At 65.2% G+C, this 16139-nt stretch carries 17 protein-coding genes; 4 read left to right on the top strand and 13 right to left on the bottom strand.

The window, feature by feature from the left end; all coding sequences use genetic code 11:
* The 6 genes from AC1Z36_RS11070 to AC1Z36_RS11045 all read right to left on the bottom strand — a co-directional run bounded on the left by AC1Z36_RS11070 (position 1) and on the right by AC1Z36_RS11045 (position 5881).
* Positions 1-696, bottom strand: a complete 696-nt coding sequence (locus AC1Z36_RS11070) for an urease accessory protein UreF (protein ID WP_105658514.1) — start codon at positions 694-696, stop codon at positions 1-3.
* On the bottom strand, positions 677-1147 hold the full coding sequence (gene ureE / locus AC1Z36_RS11065; RefSeq protein WP_105661409.1) for an urease accessory protein UreE: 471 nt from the start codon (positions 1145-1147) through the stop codon (positions 677-679). The genes AC1Z36_RS11070 and ureE overlap by 20 nt, the downstream gene beginning before the upstream one ends.
* Before the next feature lie 27 nt (positions 1148-1174).
* Positions 1175-2887: an urease subunit alpha gene (ureC, locus tag AC1Z36_RS11060; protein WP_105661410.1), complete on the bottom strand. Its 1713-nt coding sequence runs from the start codon at positions 2885-2887 to the stop codon at positions 1175-1177.
* A gap of 2 nt (positions 2888-2889) precedes the next feature.
* Positions 2890-3450 (bottom strand): urease subunit beta, encoded by a 561-nt coding sequence (locus AC1Z36_RS11055; protein WP_105661411.1) that lies wholly within the window; start codon positions 3448-3450, stop codon positions 2890-2892.
* A 27-nt stretch (positions 3451-3477) separates the two neighbouring features.
* Positions 3478-3780 carry an urease subunit gamma gene (locus AC1Z36_RS11050; protein WP_105658537.1) on the bottom strand — a complete coding sequence of 101 codons (303 nt, stop codon included), beginning with the start codon at positions 3778-3780 and terminating at the stop codon, positions 3478-3480.
* A 376-nt stretch (positions 3781-4156) separates the two neighbouring features.
* Positions 4157-5881: an FAD-dependent oxidoreductase gene (locus AC1Z36_RS11045; protein WP_105658536.1), complete on the bottom strand. Its 1725-nt coding sequence runs from the start codon at positions 5879-5881 to the stop codon at positions 4157-4159.
* Positions 5882-5959: 78 nt separating this feature from the next.
* Here AC1Z36_RS11045 and AC1Z36_RS11040 point away from each other — a divergent pair, with 78 nt between their 5' ends.
* Positions 5960-6880, top strand: coding sequence for a LysR family transcriptional regulator (locus AC1Z36_RS11040; protein WP_105661412.1), 921 nt, complete (start codon positions 5960-5962; stop codon positions 6878-6880).
* On the opposite strand, the gene AC1Z36_RS11035 is transcribed toward AC1Z36_RS11040, so the two are convergent.
* From AC1Z36_RS11035 to AC1Z36_RS11020, 4 genes are all read right to left on the bottom strand, one after another.
* Positions 6864-7490, bottom strand: a complete 627-nt coding sequence (locus AC1Z36_RS11035) for a pentapeptide repeat-containing protein (protein ID WP_105661413.1) — start codon at positions 7488-7490, stop codon at positions 6864-6866. The two genes, AC1Z36_RS11040 and AC1Z36_RS11035, sit on opposite strands and share 17 nt — an antisense overlap.
* A gap of 9 nt (positions 7491-7499) precedes the next feature.
* Positions 7500-8498 (bottom strand): epimerase, encoded by a 999-nt coding sequence (locus AC1Z36_RS11030; protein WP_105661414.1) that lies wholly within the window; start codon positions 8496-8498, stop codon positions 7500-7502.
* Between the two features lie 10 nt (positions 8499-8508).
* Positions 8509-9384: a VOC family protein gene (locus AC1Z36_RS11025; RefSeq protein WP_105661415.1), complete on the bottom strand. Its 876-nt coding sequence runs from the start codon at positions 9382-9384 to the stop codon at positions 8509-8511.
* Between the two features lie 75 nt (positions 9385-9459).
* Positions 9460-10308 (bottom strand): SDR family NAD(P)-dependent oxidoreductase, encoded by an 849-nt coding sequence (locus tag AC1Z36_RS11020; RefSeq protein ID WP_105661416.1) that lies wholly within the window; start codon positions 10306-10308, stop codon positions 9460-9462.
* 135 nt (positions 10309-10443) lie between these two features.
* Between AC1Z36_RS11020 and AC1Z36_RS11015 the strand changes: the two genes are divergently transcribed.
* The 3 genes from AC1Z36_RS11015 (at position 10444) to AC1Z36_RS11005 (ending at position 13594) form a co-directional block, all read left to right on the top strand.
* Positions 10444-10950, top strand: coding sequence for an Lrp/AsnC family transcriptional regulator (locus tag AC1Z36_RS11015; protein WP_133833499.1), 507 nt, complete (start codon positions 10444-10446; stop codon positions 10948-10950).
* Between the two features lie 209 nt (positions 10951-11159).
* Complete coding sequence (gene hisC, locus AC1Z36_RS11010; protein WP_105661417.1) at positions 11160-12221, top strand: histidinol-phosphate transaminase; 1062 nt, start codon at positions 11160-11162, stop codon at positions 12219-12221.
* Entirely contained in the window at positions 12218-13594 is a 1377-nt protein-coding gene (locus AC1Z36_RS11005) for an amino acid permease (RefSeq protein WP_105658504.1), read from the top strand. Before hisC ends, AC1Z36_RS11005 begins: the two co-directional genes overlap by 4 nt.
* Positions 13595-13627: 33 nt before the next feature.
* Here AC1Z36_RS11005 and AC1Z36_RS11000 read toward each other — a convergent pair whose 3' ends face one another.
* The 3 genes from AC1Z36_RS11000 to AC1Z36_RS10990 are packed head-to-tail and all read right to left on the bottom strand — an operon-like array spanning position 13628 to position 15977.
* Entirely contained in the window at positions 13628-14302 is a 675-nt protein-coding gene (locus AC1Z36_RS11000) for a DNA alkylation repair protein (RefSeq protein ID WP_105661418.1), read from the bottom strand.
* A gap of 14 nt (positions 14303-14316) precedes the next feature.
* Complete coding sequence (locus tag AC1Z36_RS10995) at positions 14317-14976, bottom strand: GyrI-like domain-containing protein (protein WP_105661419.1); 660 nt, start codon at positions 14974-14976, stop codon at positions 14317-14319.
* Positions 14958-15977 (bottom strand): magnesium and cobalt transport protein CorA, encoded by a 1020-nt coding sequence (locus AC1Z36_RS10990; protein WP_353616140.1) that lies wholly within the window; start codon positions 15975-15977, stop codon positions 14958-14960. The genes AC1Z36_RS10995 and AC1Z36_RS10990 overlap by 19 nt, the downstream gene beginning before the upstream one ends.
* Positions 15978-16139: the final 162 nt, after the last annotated feature.

Raw genomic sequence — 16139 nt, 5'->3', positions numbered from 1 at the left:
TCAGGACATGAACATGCGGGCGCGCTGGTGCTCGTGGCGCATCTGGGCGATTTCCAGCCCGGGCGCCGCGGCGCCCAGATCCATCTCCTCCAGGGTGAAGATCGCCGCGACGGCGTCCGCCACCGGTTCGTGCATCGCCCGGATCACCCGCTGGCCGGCGTCCTGGCCCAGCGGGATGGCGCGGATCGCATTCTGCGTCAGGCTGGTCACCGTGGAGAACAAGTAGCTGCCCAGCGCGTCGGCCACCGGGGCGCCGGCCCCGCGGGCACCCAGGGCGAAGGCGATGGCCGGGTGCCCGGCGCACTGCCCGCTGCGCACGCTGCGCGCATAGGCCGCCACGTCCGCGGTGGGGAACGCCGAGTTGGCCACGGCGAGCATCCGCGCGCCCATCTTGGTGGCTGCCTCGCGCAGCTGGCGGGGCAGGGCCGAGGCATGGATCAGCGCGTCGAGCTGCGCGATCCGCTCCTGGTCCGGCGCCTCATAGGCCAGGCGCAGCAGCAGCCCGTCGGTATAGGCCAGGGCCTGGGACAGGAACTGGTGCAGCCACGTCGCGAAGCTGGCCTCGTCGTGCACCTGCCCGGACTCCAGGTAGCTCTCCATGCCGAAGGAGTGGCTGAACGCGCCGGTGGGCAGTGCCGAGTCCGATAGCTGGAGCAGCGTGAGCAGGTGCGGGGCGCTAGTGGGTGTGCTCGGCATGGCGGAAGGGCACGGGCATAACCCGTTCCTGGCGCTGGTAGGGCGCGTCGTGGTGCTTGAGGAAGTCCTCGACGGTGTGGTCGTACTGCACCACCATCACCTCGGCGCAATACTCCGAGTCGGCGCCGAAGAACTGCGCCTGCAGGTGCCGGTTGCCCAGCGAGTGGGCGATCACGCCCATCTCCAGCACCGTGCGCGGGGCGATGACCAGCACGTCGGTGGGCAGCACCGACACGCTGATCACTTCGGTCTCCGAGAGGAACAGGATGTCCCCGTCACGCAGATCCGGGCCCGGGGCCAGGCGCAGGCCCAGCTCCCGCCCGTGGTCGGTCTTCACGCGCTGGATGCGCTTGACCAGCTCGGCGCTGGGCAGCACGACCTTTTCGTGGTGCCGCCCGGCCAGCTGCTCGGGCTGCTCGTGGAGGTTGCCCACGAGTTCGTCGATAATCATCTATCTCCTTGGTGGTTGGCGGGCCGGCTAGAACAGGAAGTAGCGCTGGGCCATGGGCAGCTCGTCCGAGGGCTCGCAGGTGGCCAGTTCCCCGTCGACGAATACCTCGTAGGTCTGCGCATCCACCTGGATATCCGGGGTGGCTCCGTTGTGCTTCAAATCGGACTTCACCAAATCGCGGATGCCGTGGCAGGGGCGGATCACCTTGCGCAGGCGCAGGCGTTCCGGGATGCCCTCTTCGATCGCTGCCTTGGACAGGAAGGTGATCGAGGAGGCGTGGACCGCGCTGCCCAGGGCACCGAAGTTCAGCCGCAGCGTGCGCGGCTGCGGGGTCGGGATCGAGCCGTTGGAATCGCCCATCAGCGACTGGACGATCAGCCCGCCCTTGATCACCATTTCCGGCTTGACGCCGAAGAAGGCCGGATCCCAAAGTACCAGGTCGGCAAATTTGCCTTCCTCGACGCTGCCGATGGAGTCGGCGATGCCGTGGGCGATGGCCGGGTTGATGGTGTACTTGGCGACATAGCGCTTCAGCCGCTGGTTATCGCCGATCTCCGGGTCGCCTTCCAGCTTGCCGCGCTGGCGCTTCATCGCGTCGGCCACCTGCCAGGTGCGCAGCACCACTTCGCCCACGCGGCCCATGGCCTGCGAGTCAGAGGAGGTGATGGAGAAGACCCCCATGTCGTGCAGCACGTCCTCGGCGGCGATGGTCTCCGCGCGGATGCGCGAGTCGGCGAAGGCCACGTCCTCGGGGATGTCCGGGTTCAGGTGGTGGGCCACCATGAGCATGTCCAGGTGCTCGTCCACGGTGTTCGTGGTGAACGGCAGGGTCGGGTTGGTCGACGCCGGCATCACGTTGGGCAGCGCGGCCATGCGGATGATGTCCGGCGCGTGCCCGCCGCCGGCGCCTTCGGTGTGGAAGGTGTGGATCACCCGGCCGGCGATCGCTTCGATGGTGTCCTCCACGAAGCCGCATTCGTTCAGCGTGTCGGCGTGGATGGCCACCTGGATGTCGAATTCGTCGGCGACCTTCAGCGAGTTGTCGATGGACGAGGTGGTCGCACCCCAGTCCTCGTGGATCTTCAGCCCGATCGCGCCGGCGCGGATCTGCTCGGCCAGCGGTGCGCGGTCGCTGGCGTGCCCCTTGCCCAGCAGCCCGATGTTGATCGGCAGGTTCTCCACCGCCTGCAGCATCCTGGCGATGTGCCAGGGGCCCGGGGTGAGGCTGGTTGCCTTGGACGCGTCCGAGGGCCCGGCGCCGCCGCCGATCAGCGTGGTAGTGCCGTTGGCCAAGGCGACTGGCACCTGGTCCGGGGAAACGAAGTGGATGTGCGTGTCGATCGCTCCGGCGGTGAGGATCTTGTGCTCCCCGGCGATCACGTCGGTGGACGCGCCGATGACGATATCCACCCCGTCGGAGATGTCCGGGTTGCCGGCCTTGCCGATCTTGAAGATATGCCCGTCGCGCAGGGCGACATCGGCCTTGTAGATGCCGGTGTAGTCCAGCACCACCACATTGGTGATCACCGTGTCGGGCACATCCTGGTCGCGGGTGACGCGGCCGTTCTGCCCCATGCCGTCGCGGATGACCTTGCCGCCGCCGAAGACCACTTCTTCGCCGTAGGTGGTGTAGTCGTGCTCGATCTCGGCCAGCAGCTCGGTATCCGCCAAGCGGATGGCATCCCCCGTGGTCGGCCCGTACATTTCCGAGTACTGCTTGCGGGTCAGCTCGAAGCCCATGCCTAGTTCTCCTCCTCTTCGTCGGCGGCCGAGGACTTGCCGGCGTTTTCCGCCTCTGCTGCAAGCCGTGCCTCATGCGGCTGCGGCGGGAGATTCTCGTCGACCGGGTCCACGCCGAAGGTGGTGCCCAGCCCGGAGGCCGCATCGCCCTGGTTGGGAAGGTCGATGCTGTAGTCTTCGACGACCTCGGCCTCGCGCTCGGCATCGATGCCTGCGGTGCCGCCGATCGCTTCCGTTTCAACGGCCGGGACCGGCAGGCCCAGCGGCCCGTTGATCCGGTCCTGGAAGCCGTGCACCTCGCGGGCTCCGGAGAATTCGACCAGGTGGACGGTGCGTGCATCGCCCGGCTCGAAGCGCACTGCGGTGCCGGCGGGAATATCGAGCCGGAATCCGCGCGCGGCCACTCGATCGAACTCCAGCTGCGAATTGACTTCGGCGAAATGGTAATGCGAGCCGACCTGCACCGGCCGGTCCCCGCGGTTCACCAGGTTCAGGATGCGGGTTTGCTGCTGTGCATTGCAGGCGATGGGTTCATCGCGCAGGATGTATTCTCCCGGGATCATGATCTGTGCCTTTCTGCGCAGAGGGAACTAGCGAATGGGGTTGTGGACGGTGACCAGCTTGGTCCCGTCGAGGAAGGTCGCTTCGACCTGGACTTGGTCCACCATTTCCGCAATGCCATCCATGACGTCTTCGCGGCGGAGGATCGTGGTCCCGTAGCTCATCAATTCAGCCACGGTCCGTCCGTCGCGGGCCCCTTCGATCAATTCGTAGGTGATGACCGCGACGGCCTCCGGGAAGTTCAGCTTCAGTCCACGCGCCTGTCGTCGGCGTGCCAGATCGGCGGCGACGACGATCATCAGCTTCTCTTGCTCCCTCGGCGTTAAATGCATCGACAATTCCCCGTTCAAGAGTGTTTAAGAGTGTCCACCAAGATCGCTGAATTCCGGCCAGAAAACGCCGTAACAGCTGTGGATATGGCTAGAATAGCAGACCTTCGGAAAAGGTTTTTTCGACCCGGAATCCATCCATAAAACAACCATTGACAAAATTTATCCACCCAAGTCAAAGAAGTTTTCACGGAAAACAACCCGAACCTCTCCAGCGCGTCGAAAAGCCACGACTTTCCATTCCAGCACAATGCAACGTTCCCCGGGGATTTAATTCCGGATTCCCTGCCTGTTTCCAGCCATGGCTCCGGCAGGAAACTGCTCCCGCTCGGTCCTCCAGGGCGACCGGGAGCAGTTTCCATGCACCGGGCCCGATGCGTCATTCCACGAGCTTGCCTGCCTGCGATACCTCGGTGATCAGCGCGGCCACTTCCGCAGGCACTTCGGGGATCGGCTCACGGGTGATGCCCTCAGGCGACCAGATGAGGTTCACCTGCAGCTGCGGATCGGTGTGCGGATAGTCACTGCGGTTATGGCAGCCGCGGGTTTCCCGGCGCTCCAGCGCCGACTCCAAGGTGGCGCGCGCGGCCAGAGCCGAGGACTTCAGGTCGAAGGCGTGGCACAGGTCCTGGTAGCCGGCGATGTCCGGGTGGATGCCCACCCGCGCCATCCGCGCTTCGACCTCTGCCAGTTTCTCCAGCCCCAGCTTCAGCCCCGCCTCCTCGCGCACGACTCCGGCGTGCTGGGTCATGATGTCGCGGATCGCCCGCTGCAGGGACCGGACATTTTCCTGCCCATCGGCGGCCAGCAGCCGGTCCACTTCCCCGCGCGCCTTCTCGATGGCCGCCTGCGAACGCGGCTGGGAAGTGAGCGCACGCGAATACCGGGCAGCTCCCTGCCCGACGATCCGGCCGAAGACCAGCAGCTCGATCAGCGAGTTGCCGCCCAGCCGGTTGGCCCCGTGCAGGCCCGAGGAGGCTTCACCGATCGCGTACAGGCCGGGGACCGCCGTCTCATGGGTGAGCGGGTCCACCTGCACCCCGCCCATGGAATAGTGCGCCGTCGGGGCGATCTCGATCTTCTGCTCGGTAATGTCCAGCATCTGCTCCTCGAGCAGCGTCTGGTAGACCCGGGGCAGCCGTTCCATGATGGTGGCGCGGGGCAGGTGCGAGACATCCAGCCAGACCCCGCCCTTGGCGGTGCCGCGCCCGGCGGCGATCTCGGTGTAGGCGGCCAGGGCGACCCGGTCGCGGGTGGACAATTCCATGCGCTGGGGATCGTAGCGCTCCATGAAGCGTTCGCCCAGGGCGTTGGTCAGGATCCCGCCTTCGCCGCGGGCCGCCTCGGAGACCAGAGTCCCGGCCACCGATTCGGGTTCGATGATGCCCGAGGGGTGGAATTGTACGAGCTCGGCATCGCGCAGCCGGGCACCGGCCTCCACGGCCAGGCGGAAGGCGTCGCCGGTGTTCTCGTCGCGCCGCGAGCTGCTGCGCCGCCAGATGCGGGTGTGGCCGCCGGCGGCCAGGATGACCGCGTCGGCATGGATCAGGTACCCGGTGCCGTCGTTGACGTCGAAGCCGTAGGCGCCGAAGATCCGCCCCTCGGCGACCAGCAGCTCGGTGATATAGACCGAGTCCAGGATCGGGACCTGCAGCTGCTGCGCACGGCGGACCAGGGTGCGCTGGATTTCCAGCCCGGTGTAGTCCCCGGCGAAGGCGGTGCGCCGGAATTTGTGGGCACCGAAGAAGCGCTGGGAGATCCGGCCGTCGGTTTCGCGGGCGAAGTTCATGCCGTAGCGTTCCAGGTCCTCGATGCCGCGGGCCGCGCCTTGGGCGACCACCTGCACGGTGCGCGGATCGGCCAGGTAGTAGCTTTCCTTGATGGTGTCCGCCGCGTGCTGCTGCCAGCTGTCCTCGGCGTCCATCGTGCCCAGTGCGGCGTTGATGCCGCCGGCGGCCAGCGCGGTGTGCGCGTCGTGGCGCGGGCGCTTGCCCACGGCCAGCACGTCGGTGCCCGATTCTGCCAGCTCGATGGCCGCGCGCAAGCCTGAACCACCGGTGCCGATGACCAGTACGGAGGTGGATATCTGCTGTTCGTTTCTCATGGTTTCCAGCATCGCCCCGCGCCCAGAATACGTCCAATGAATTATTGGCATGATGTTGATAGCAGTAGGCTATGCACCATGAACCTAGAGCAATTGCGCGGCTTCACCGCCATCGCCGAAGTGGGGCACTTCACCCGGGCCGCCGAGCAGCTGCACCTGGCCCAGCCATCGCTCAGCCGGCAGATCGCCACGCTGGAACAGGAACTGGGCTCCGAGCTGTTCCACCGGGCCCGCGGCAACATCACGCTTACCGCCGCCGGGCAGGCATTGCTGCCCCGTGCGCGCCGGATGCTGGCCGACGAGGAGTCCATCCGCACCGAAATGGCCGACCTGGCCGGGCTGCATCGCGGGCGGGTGCGCCTGGGCGCCCCGCCTACCCTGTGCGTGTCGCTGGTCGCCGAGGCGCTGTCCATCTTCCGCACCTACTACCCCGGGGTGCAACTGCAGATTTTCGAAGCGGGCTCGCACAAGCTGCTGGAGCAGCTGGACGGCGGCGCACTGGATCTGGCGCTCATCGTGACCTCGGAGCATGCGGTGAACGACAACCATCTGGAGAACCTGCCGCTGCTCGAAGAGGAATTGGTGGTCATCGACGCACTGGAGCACCCGCACCTAGCTGGCCAGGAGCTTGATTTGCGCGCGTTGGCTCCGGTGCCCCAGCTGGCCTTCTCGCACAGCTACGATCTGCGCGCCAGCACCGCCCTGGCCTACAAGAACGCCGGCCTGGTGCCCAATATCGTCGTGGAAGGCGGGGAGATGGACGCGGTGCTGCGCTTCGTGCAGCGCGGGCTCGGAGTCGCCGTGGTTCCGGCGACGGTGGCGCTGGACGCTCCGGGAGTGCGCTCCATTGCCTTGCGCGAACCGCTGGCCCGCACCATCGGGCTGGCGCACCGGCGCGATGTCTCATTGACCCGAGCCGCCGCGGCCATGGCGCAGCTGCTGGCCGAAACCGCGCAGCAGCTGGCCGCCGGCCACGGGCAAATCAACTCCCTAGCTTGATCCCCAGGTGGCTGGCCATCGCCTCGGCGAGCAGGCTCAGCTGCAGCGCACTGATCCGTGCCCCGCGCAACCCGTCGACCCCCTCAACCTGGGCGAAGTCCAGCCCCTGCAGGTCGACCTCGCGCAATTGCGCCCCGGCAGCGGTAATTTGCCCGGCCCGCGAATCGACGAAGCCCAGGCGCTGGATCTGCCCGCCCAGGTCGATCTCCTCGAATTGGCAATTGACGAAGAGCACATCGCGCACCGTTGCACCGCGCAAATTCAGCCAGCCGAATTTGCAGTTCTCGAATACCACGCCATCGAGCTGGGCCTCGGCGAAATCCGCAGACCCGAAGCGGCTGTGGGTCACCCGCACATCGTTGAGGAACGCACCAGCGGCTTGCAGGGCGGGAGCCCCGGATTGGTCCAGTTCGCACTGGATTAGCCGGGCATTGCGCAAGGCCTCGATCTGCACGGAGCTGAAACGGCATTCCTCCAGCCGCGCGCCATCGGCCGCCAGCGGCTCATCGAAATCCCTGAAGTGCAGCAGTTCAACGTAGTCGTCGCCCAGATCCCCACGGTAGCCAGGGGCCAGTTCGGGCAGGGTGAAGCGTCGGATTCTCGGTGCCAATGCGCGTCCTTAAAGTGCTTGCTTCGCAGCCAGGTTCCCGGCCACGTCATCCAGTGCCGCATCCAGGTGCGGCCAGCGGAACTCGTACCCGGTCCCCTGCAGCACCCCGGGCAGCGCCCAGCGGGACTTGAGCAGCATTTCCGGTTCCACGCGCAGCACGAACATGGCCGGCTCCAGCATCCAACGATACGCGGGCAGCCCGAATTTCGCGCCGGTGGCGCGGCGCAGCGAGGCCATCAGCGCCCGGTTGGCAACCGGGTTCGGCGAGCTGAGGTTGACCGGGCCGGTGATTTCGCGGTGGTCGATGATATGCCCGATCGCGCCGATCGCATCATCGACATGGATCCAGCTGAAGCGCTGGTTCCCGCGCGTGCGGTGCCAGCCGCTGCGTTCGGCTCCGCTCGGATCCGGGCCGATGCCGCGGTAGCGCCGATGCGCCGGCCACCAGCTATCATGCTGCGCCCCGCCCAGCCCGAGCCGTGCAACGGCAAGCAGCTTGCGCGTGGCCGGGCCGTCGCCGAGCACGATGGCCATGCGCAGGGCGACCCGGCGCGTGGGCAGCTCGCCGCGGAAGAACTCGCGTTCCCAGTTGCGCGCCACATCCACCGAGAACCCTTCGCCGATCCGGCCGTCCTCGGTGTTCGGCGCGTCCATGCTGTGCCGGTAGATGGTCGCGGTGGACGCGTTCAGCCAAAGCGCCGGCGGATCAGCTGCCTGGGACACTGCCTCGTGCAGCGCGCGGGTCGTGTCCACGCGCGAGGCGAGGATCTCGTTGCGCGCCGCTTCGTGATAGCGGCAGCCGACATTCTTCCCGGCCAGATTGACCAGCAGTTCTGCACCATCGATGAGTGCCGCCAGCGCCGGGCCATCGCCCCACTGCGCATCCGCTGTACGGCCGCGGCCGATGACCGCCACCTGGTATCCAGCCCCGCGCAGCTGCGCGATCAGCCGTTCGCCAATGAACCCGCTGGCTCCTGCCACTACCGCCCGCCGTGCAGCGCTCTGCATCGTTCCCCGCTCAGAAGTCGTTGATCACCAGTTTCTTCATCTTCAGCATATGCTCGAATGCGCCGGGTCGCTCCATCAGCTCGCCCATGTTCGAGGGCACGATCTGCCAGCTCACCCCGAATTTGTCGGTCAGCCAGCCGCAGGCCTCGGCTTCAGGCACCGCGGACAGCGCCTCCCAGACGCGGTCGATCTCCGCCTGGCCATCGCATGGCCATTCCAGCGAGACGCCGGGAGTGAAGGTGAAGTCCTGCGGCACGGCCGAATCCATGGCCGCAACGCAATCCTCGCCGAGCGTGAATTGGGCGTACATCAGCGCTTCAGCGGTAGCGGCTTCGGTCGGCTCCCCGTACGGGAAGGCGCTGTCCAGTTTCGCGCCGAGCACCTGGCTGTAGTACTCGATGGCCTCGACCGCGCGGTTCTGGGCCGCACCGCCGAACATCAGCGCAGGAAAGACCGAGGCGCGCGGCTCAACGGGCTCATCGGACTCCATCAGCTGCCAGGAGACACCGTACTTGTCGTTCACCCAGCCGTAGCGCGCGCTGAACGGGTAGGTGTCCAGCGGCATCAGCGCCGTGCCGCCCTCCAGCAGCGCGGCCCAGGTGGCATCGAGGGACTCGCGCTGGCCGGCGTTGAAGACCACGATGATCGAGATCGCCGGATTGGGCATGAATTCCTGGCCCGCGTTGATCAGCGTGATCTTGGTTCCCCGCACCCACAGCGAAACGGTCAGCGCCTTGCCGGCGAAGGGTTCCTGGAATTCCAGCAGGCCCTCGGTGGGATAGCGCGATTCGACTTCGGTTTTTGCCTCCGGCAGGGCGCGGGCATAGAATTCCCCCGCTTCCTCTGCAGTGCCTTGCATCCATAAATTGACGGTGAGCTTTTGCATGACGGTCCTCCTAGCTGGGCGATGCTCCAAAGCTACCCCGCAGGGCCCTCCAGCAACAGATGGGCCAGCGAACTTTCAGCCCCGATTCATCTGCTCGTCCCGCGTTGTTCGCCCGGTGAACTCGTCCATCGAGCGGTATACGCCGATAACCTTGCCGGCCACGAAATCCCAGGCCGGCCGCGGCAGCACGCCGCGCAGCAGCTGGCCCAGCTTGCTGGTCCACGGCATCAGCACCAGCGGCGTGCCGGCAAGCATCGCCCGCCACGCCCGGTCCACCACGACTTCCGGCTCCAGGATCGGGGTCAGCAGCATCGGCTTGGCGCCCGCGAACATGCCGGTGCTGATATAGGTCGGGCAAATGGTGCTCACGGCGATCTGGTCGTTGCCTTCCAGCTCCAGCCGCAGCGAATCGCTGAAGGACAGGGCCGCAGCCTTGGAGGCCGCGTAGACGCTCATATTCGGGTTGGACACCAGCGCGGCCGCCGAGGCGATGGTCAGCACCCGGCCCTTGCCCCGTCGGCCCAGCTGCGGAAGCAGGGCGTGGGTCAAGTACATCGGGGCGAGCGCGTTCACCTGCATGGCCGCGGTGATCTGCGCGGTGCTGTGCTTCGCGAAGGAGGTGCCGGTGACCACCCCGGCGTTGTTGACCAGCACGTCGATTCCCCCGCCCTCCACCGCCGTGGCGGCGTAGCGCTGGATTTGGCTCTGGTCGGCAAGGTCCACCACATGGGTCTCGACAGTGCCGCCGAGCTGGCGCAGCTCCTCGGCAGCCGCGTCGAGCTTGGCCGCGTCGATGTCCCAGATGACCACCCGTGCCGCGCCCTCGAGGCAAGCCTGCCTGGCGAAAAGCAAACCCATGCCCTGCGCGGCCCCGGTGACAAGGACGTGCAAACCGGCTACCGACTGGAGAGGTGTCTTGCCCATCAGTGAACTCCTTGAGGATCAGTATGGCAACAGCCTAGCCTGTGGCGCGGATTACACTTGGCTCATTTTCATCGAGCGCGCCCAGCAAACACCGCTAGCCTTGGATCATTGGACCGACTCGTCGAAAGGACGACCGTGCGCATTGACCGCCTGGACGCGGATTTGATCGAACTGCTCACCGAATCGCCGATGCTTCCGGTGATGGAGTGCGCCCGGCGCTTGGGTGTTGCCCGCGGCACGATCAGCAGCCGGCTGGCCCGGCTCCACGAGGCCGGCGTCATCCAGGGCATCGTCCCGCGGGTCAAGCCTGCGGGGTTCGGGTACACGCTGGTCGCGTTCTGCCAGGTGGAGATCATCCAGCGCTACGGGCACGATCCGGTCGCGAGCGCATTGGAGGAATCCATCCCGGAAATCCTCGACATGTACACCGTGACCGGCAGTTCGGACTTGCAGCTGCGCGTTGTGGCCCGGACCCCCGAGGACCTGCAGGCGATTTTCAACCGCATCAACAAGGTGCCGGGTGTGGCAAGGACCTCATCCTCCTTCGCCCTGCACGAGCATTTCCAGGGAAGGACACTGCCACTGGTCGCAGCGTGCGCTAGGGCCGAGGCAGAAGTGGAAAACACTGGGCAGATTGACTAGTAAAATGGGTTGATTGGCGGCGATTGCTATGCAGCCTGCATAGAAACAGGGTTTGCGATTGCGCCGGCAGATTCATTCAACCTACAGTCGATGCTTGTGAATCGCGACACGCGAGGATATGAGCAGGGCCACCGCTGACCACGCACCACGGCTTTGTCATACGAACGATTGCCAACCTCGTGCAGCTCTGGCAGTCAGAGAGGAAACTCATGACCCTTCACCAGCGCCCCTCCTTGCAGGAAGTGCCCGCTTACAAGCAGGGCAAGCCCGCAGCCGCTGGAGCCTCCAAGCTCTCATCCAACGAATCCCCGCATAGCCCGCTGCCCTCGGTGCTGTCCAGCATCCAGGAGGGCCTGGCCACGATCCACCGCTACCCGAGCATCGCGGCGCCCGAATTGACCGGCGCCCTCAGCTCGCAGTTCGGCGTCCCGGCGGAGCACATCACCCTGGGCGCGGGCTCGGTCGAGGTCGCGGCCCAGATCATCCATGCGGTTGCCGCCGAGGGCGACGAAGTCATCTACGCGTGGCGCTCCTTCGAGGCGTATCCTTCGCTGGTGCGGATCGCCGGCGCCACCCCGGTCGAGGTGCCCCTGGATGCCGATAGCCGCCACGATCTGCCCGCCATGCTGGCCGCGATCACCGATAAGACCCGATTGGTCTTCATCTGCAACCCGAACAACCCGACCGGCACGGTGGTGGAGGCCCGCGCGCTGGATGAGTTCATCAATGCCGTGCCGCGCAACGTGCTGGTCGTCGTCGACGAAGCCTACGTGCACTTCGACCGCTCGGCCGTGCGGGCCGATGGCATCGAGCTGTTCCGCAAGTACCCGCATGTGGCCGTGCTGCACACCTTCTCCAAGGCCTACGGCCTGGCTGGCCTGCGCGTCGGATACGCCATCAGCCCGCTGGAAGTTGCCGGGAACCTGCGCAAGGTGGCCGTGCCATTTGGCGTCTCCGACTTGGCACAGCGCGCGGCGGTGGCCTCGCTGGCCGCCATCGGCGAGCTGTCGCTGCGCATCGAGGAAGTCGTCACCCAGCGCGAGCGGATGTACGAGGGCCTGGCCGCTGCCGGGTACCCGGTCGTGAAGTCGCAGGCGAACTTCGTCTGGGTGGATGCCGGAGAGGCGACCGAAGAGCTTGAAGCCAAGCTCGCCGCCGGCGGTGTGGTGGTTCGCGCCTTCCCCGGAGACGGGTTGAGGATTTCCTCCGGTACCGCACACGACGTCGATCGCGTGCTCGCGGCCCTGCCCGTCCAGGAGGCCACCGCGTGAGCGCAGTCAAAGCCCCCGAGCAGCTGCATACCGGGCTGACCCGGCGCCAGATCTCCATGATGGGCCTGGGCGGCGCGATCGGCGCTGGCCTGTTCGTCGGCTCCGGCCAGGCCATTTCCATCGCTGGTCCGGCAGTGCTGGTCTCCTACCTGATCGCTGGAACCGTGATCATCGTGATCATGGCCATGCTCGCGGAGATGGTAGCCGCCAATCCGTCCTCCGGCGCGTTCTCCACCTTCGCTGGCCAAGCCATGGGGCGCAGCGCAGGGTCCACCCTGGGCTGGCTCTACTGGATCCAGCTGGTCGTGGTGATCGCGGCCGAGGCAACCGGGGCCGCGGCTATTACTGCCGGCTGGGTTCCGGCCTTCCCGCAGTGGGCATGGGTGCTCGGCTTCGTGGTGGTCCTGACCGGAGCGAATCTGCTCGGCGTAAGGAATTACGGCCGTTTCGAATACTGGTTTGCCGTGATCAAGGTGGCTGCGATCATCGCGTTCCTGGTCTTCGGCGCCTTGGTGCTGACCCGGGTGATCCCGACGCCGGAACCAGTTGGCTTCGCCAATCTGGCCGCCCATGGCGGCTTCGCCCCCGGTGGCATGGCCGGCATCGCCGCCGCAGTCCTGATCGTCATCTTCTCCTTCGGCGGTACCGAGGTGGTGTCCATCGCGGCCGCCGAGTCCAAGGACCCGGCCGGCAACATCAAGCGCGTGGTCAAGTCCGTGATGATGCGTATCCTGTTCTTCTACCTCGGCTCGATCCTGGTCATTGTCGCCCTGGTGCCCTGGAATGATCCGGCGATCGTGGACGGCCCATTTGCGGCTGCACTGGATGTCATGCACATTCCAGGCGTGGGCTTCTTGATGAACGCCGTGGTCGTGGTCGCCTTGCTTTCGGCGATGAACGCGAATATCTACGGTTCCTCGCGCATGCTGTACTCGCTGGGCCAGCGCAAGCTCGCCCCGAGCGCCGTCACCCACGTGACCGGCAAGGGCGTGCCGTCGAAGGCCGTGATCGCCTCCGTGGCCTTCTCCTTCCTGGCCGTGGGCCTGAACTGGATCTGGCCCGAGGCTGTGATGCCGATCTTGCTGAACGTGGTGGGTTCGACCATCATCTTCATCTGGGCGTTCATTGCCGTGACGCAGCTGATCCTGCGTCGCCGCGCGGACCGCGATGGCGGGCATCTGCCGTTGCGGCTGTGGGGTTTCCCGGGCCTGTCGATCGCTACGATCATCGTCCTTGCGGCGATTGTCGCCATCGCGATGACTGATCCCGCGGCGCGCACCCAGCTGCTGCTCACCGGCGGGCTGACCGCCGTGATCTGGGTGATCTCCAAGATCGCGCTGCGCGATAAGCGCGAGGAACCGGCGGACGCCTAGCTCCCGGAAGCCTAGGTCCAGCGATTGCTGGACCTAGGCTTTTCTTTTGGCCATTTCGGTGATCCAGATGGGAGCGAATGGTGAAATGCACCCGGCGGAGGTCGGGTAGTCCGCCAGCACCTGCAAGGTCTCGCCGATGGCCAGGGCACGTCGGCGCAAATGCTCATGCTCGATGCCGATGTGCGCCAGGGTCGTATTCATCGCCCACTGCAGGCGATCCGGTGCGGCGCTCATTCGGGCTTCGATCGTGTCAAGCAGCTGTTCCAGGTCCAGCAGTTCCGGGGCCTTGACTACCTGGTGGGCAGTCAGCTCCCAGCCGGCAGCCAGCTGTACCGGGTCGCTCTGGCTCATGAGCAGCAGGCGGAGCTCCTCGAGCAGCTTGGATTTCTTGACGATGTAGCTCAGGAACCATGCTTGGACCTTGGGAGTGCTGGCGTCTTGGCTCCACACCTGCAGCTGTTCCAAGGTAAAGCTCCGTGGTTTGGCGATCAGCAGCGCGACCAGCCGGGTTGCGGTTTCGCCGGTGGCCCAGAGTTCCTCGGCAAGCTCCTGGTTGCTCTTCAACGACTTGGCCAAGGCGCGGAGCTTGCCTAGATTCACGCCGAAATCATCGCCGTGCTTCTCATTGACCGCGCGGTACTTGGGGTCTTCGAGCTCGGCCAGTGCCTGTTGCACTTGGGCAACTGTGCTCTGGGGTGCCAGTTCCATCTATTTTCCTCTCGCTAGTTAGGCTCAACGGGTTGGCGCAGGATCGTGCGAAGCTTTTCCGGTGCCACCCTACGAGGGTCGCCGAGGTAGATCTCGTGGTGCCTGCCAGTCATGCGCAATCCCTGGCCGGGTATGAATTCGTGGTGCATCGGGGCCAGGATTTCGGCTTCTGCATCGTAGGGGCCAATGTGCAGCGTCTGCACGCATTGGCCTTCAGCAAGCGACTGGAACCGGATGCGCCCAGGGCAAGGCAACGGCTTCTTCGCCTGGGCGGTTTCCAGAGCCGTCGCGTAGTCGTCCTCGTTGATCCACGCCGGGACCATCAGCATCATGGTCCAGCTCCACTGTTCCTTGTCTCTCCGTTCGGTAAAGACCGCCATGTCCTCGGCCCACCACAAGCCTTCCAGCGGCGGGACGACATAGTCCTTGCCCTGCGCCTTGCTCGCGAATTTGAGTTTGTAGGCCACCGGATACAAGGTTTGCAGGGCTTGCTGGTACAAGTTGCTGGTATTCGGGTCACCTGATCCATCGAACATCAGGTAGTGCATCGCTGGCAGCTGCAGGACACGGAACTGCCCGGCCACGGACCGATAGCTGTCCAGCGACTTCTTGAAGTCGATTTTCGCCGTCAATGTCTCCCCTGGAATCTTTCCGCTCAGAACCACTTGCGCCATTTGAATACACCATATAGTGCGACAGCAAATCCCAGCATGAGGCCGGCCGCAATCGGGTAGCCGAAGGTCCAATGCAGTTCTGGCATGTTCTCGAAGTTCATCCCGTAAATCGCTGCAATCAAGGTCGGGGCGAAGAGGATCGCTGCCCAACCGGAAATCTTCTTCATGTCCTCGTTTTGGCGCTGGGCTACGAGGGTGGAATTGACGCTCAAGATCTGCGATAGCGCATCCCGGTATTCCACGGCTTGGGTATGCGCGCGGGTGAGGTGGTCAGTGACATCCTGCAGGTAGGTTTCCAGCTCAGCGGGCACCGGGTACTTCTTGAACCCGTCGTCGAGCGATTGCACGACCTCCAGCAATGACGCGGTCGCATGCTGCATGTCGATCACTTCTTGGCTGAGGCGATAAATGCGTTCGGTGACTGCGGCATCGCCACTGAAGACTTGCCGTTCGATCTGCTCCTTGTCGATCCCCAGGCCGTGGAGCACGGGGGCGTATCCATCAACAATCGCATCAAGTATCCGGTACAGCACTGCTTCGGCGCCCAACCGGAGCAGCTCCGGGTCTTTGAGCAGCACCTGGTCCTTGCGAAGCTTGCCGTTCCTGATTGACTCGACGAATTCCTCGCCGTCTGTACCGTCGATCCACCGGTGGTCCTGGCAGAGCACCGCCACAGCGCCTTTGCGCATCAGGATGTGGAACTCGGACAGCTCGACTTCTTCGGATTCATCGAGGTACAACGCTGAGCGAACTACCAGCAGGAGCACCTCGCCGTAGCGTTCGAGTTTAGGCCGCTGGCGGGCGTGCACGAGGTCTTCGGCCAGCACTGGATGCAGTTCCCACGCCTCGGTGAGATCGTGGATGTCAGCTTCATCTGGTGTGGGATACAAGGACAAAGCAATGCGCTGATCACCAGTCTGGCCGAACGCCAGCGCATCGGCCGCGCTCGTGCCTTCCGGAGCGGATTCCACGTTGCCATCATCAATATAGCGAACAGCCATCGAGGTATGCGACGAATTCTGGGTACCGAAAAATGGTCGGGAATTCGCAGCCCGGCGTTGAACACGTGACATATTGCTCCTGAATGATCTTCGTTCATTCAAGTATCGCAACTCCGGCGAGAATATCGGCGCTGAAACGGTCCTCCGCTTGTCGGCGGCTGA

The sequence above is a fragment of the Glutamicibacter sp. BS14 genome, assembly GCF_056934375.1.
This window is presented reverse-complemented; position numbering and strand designations above follow the sequence as displayed.

Coding starts and splice junctions, on each gene's coding strand:
- AC1Z36_RS11070 (WP_105658514.1), bottom strand. CDS start 696: ATGCCGAGCACACCCACTAGCGCCCCGCACCTGCTCACGCTGCTCCAG.
- ureE (WP_105661409.1), bottom strand. CDS start 1,147: ATGATTATCGACGAACTCGTGGGCAACCTCCACGAGCAGCCCGAGCAG.
- ureC (WP_105661410.1), bottom strand. CDS start 2,887: ATGGGCTTCGAGCTGACCCGCAAGCAGTACTCGGAAATGTACGGGCCG.
- AC1Z36_RS11055 (WP_105661411.1), bottom strand. CDS start 3,450: ATGATCCCGGGAGAATACATCCTGCGCGATGAACCCATCGCCTGCAAT.
- AC1Z36_RS11050 (WP_105658537.1), bottom strand. CDS start 3,780: ATGCATTTAACGCCGAGGGAGCAAGAGAAGCTGATGATCGTCGTCGCC.
- AC1Z36_RS11045 (WP_105658536.1), bottom strand. CDS start 5,881: ATGAGAAACGAACAGCAGATATCCACCTCCGTACTGGTCATCGGCACC.
- AC1Z36_RS11040 (WP_105661412.1), top strand. CDS start 5,960: ATGAACCTAGAGCAATTGCGCGGCTTCACCGCCATCGCCGAAGTGGGG.
- AC1Z36_RS11030 (WP_105661414.1), bottom strand. CDS start 8,498: ATGCAGAGCGCTGCACGGCGGGCGGTAGTGGCAGGAGCCAGCGGGTTC.
- AC1Z36_RS11025 (WP_105661415.1), bottom strand. CDS start 9,384: ATGCAAAAGCTCACCGTCAATTTATGGATGCAAGGCACTGCAGAGGAA.
- AC1Z36_RS11020 (WP_105661416.1), bottom strand. CDS start 10,308: ATGGGCAAGACACCTCTCCAGTCGGTAGCCGGTTTGCACGTCCTTGTC.
- hisC (WP_105661417.1), top strand. CDS start 11,160: ATGACCCTTCACCAGCGCCCCTCCTTGCAGGAAGTGCCCGCTTACAAG.
- AC1Z36_RS11000 (WP_105661418.1), bottom strand. CDS start 14,302: ATGGAACTGGCACCCCAGAGCACAGTTGCCCAAGTGCAACAGGCACTG.
- AC1Z36_RS10995 (WP_105661419.1), bottom strand. CDS start 14,976: ATGGCGCAAGTGGTTCTGAGCGGAAAGATTCCAGGGGAGACATTGACG.
- AC1Z36_RS10990 (WP_353616140.1), bottom strand. CDS start 15,977: ATGGCTGTTCGCTATATTGATGATGGCAACGTGGAATCCGCTCCGGAA.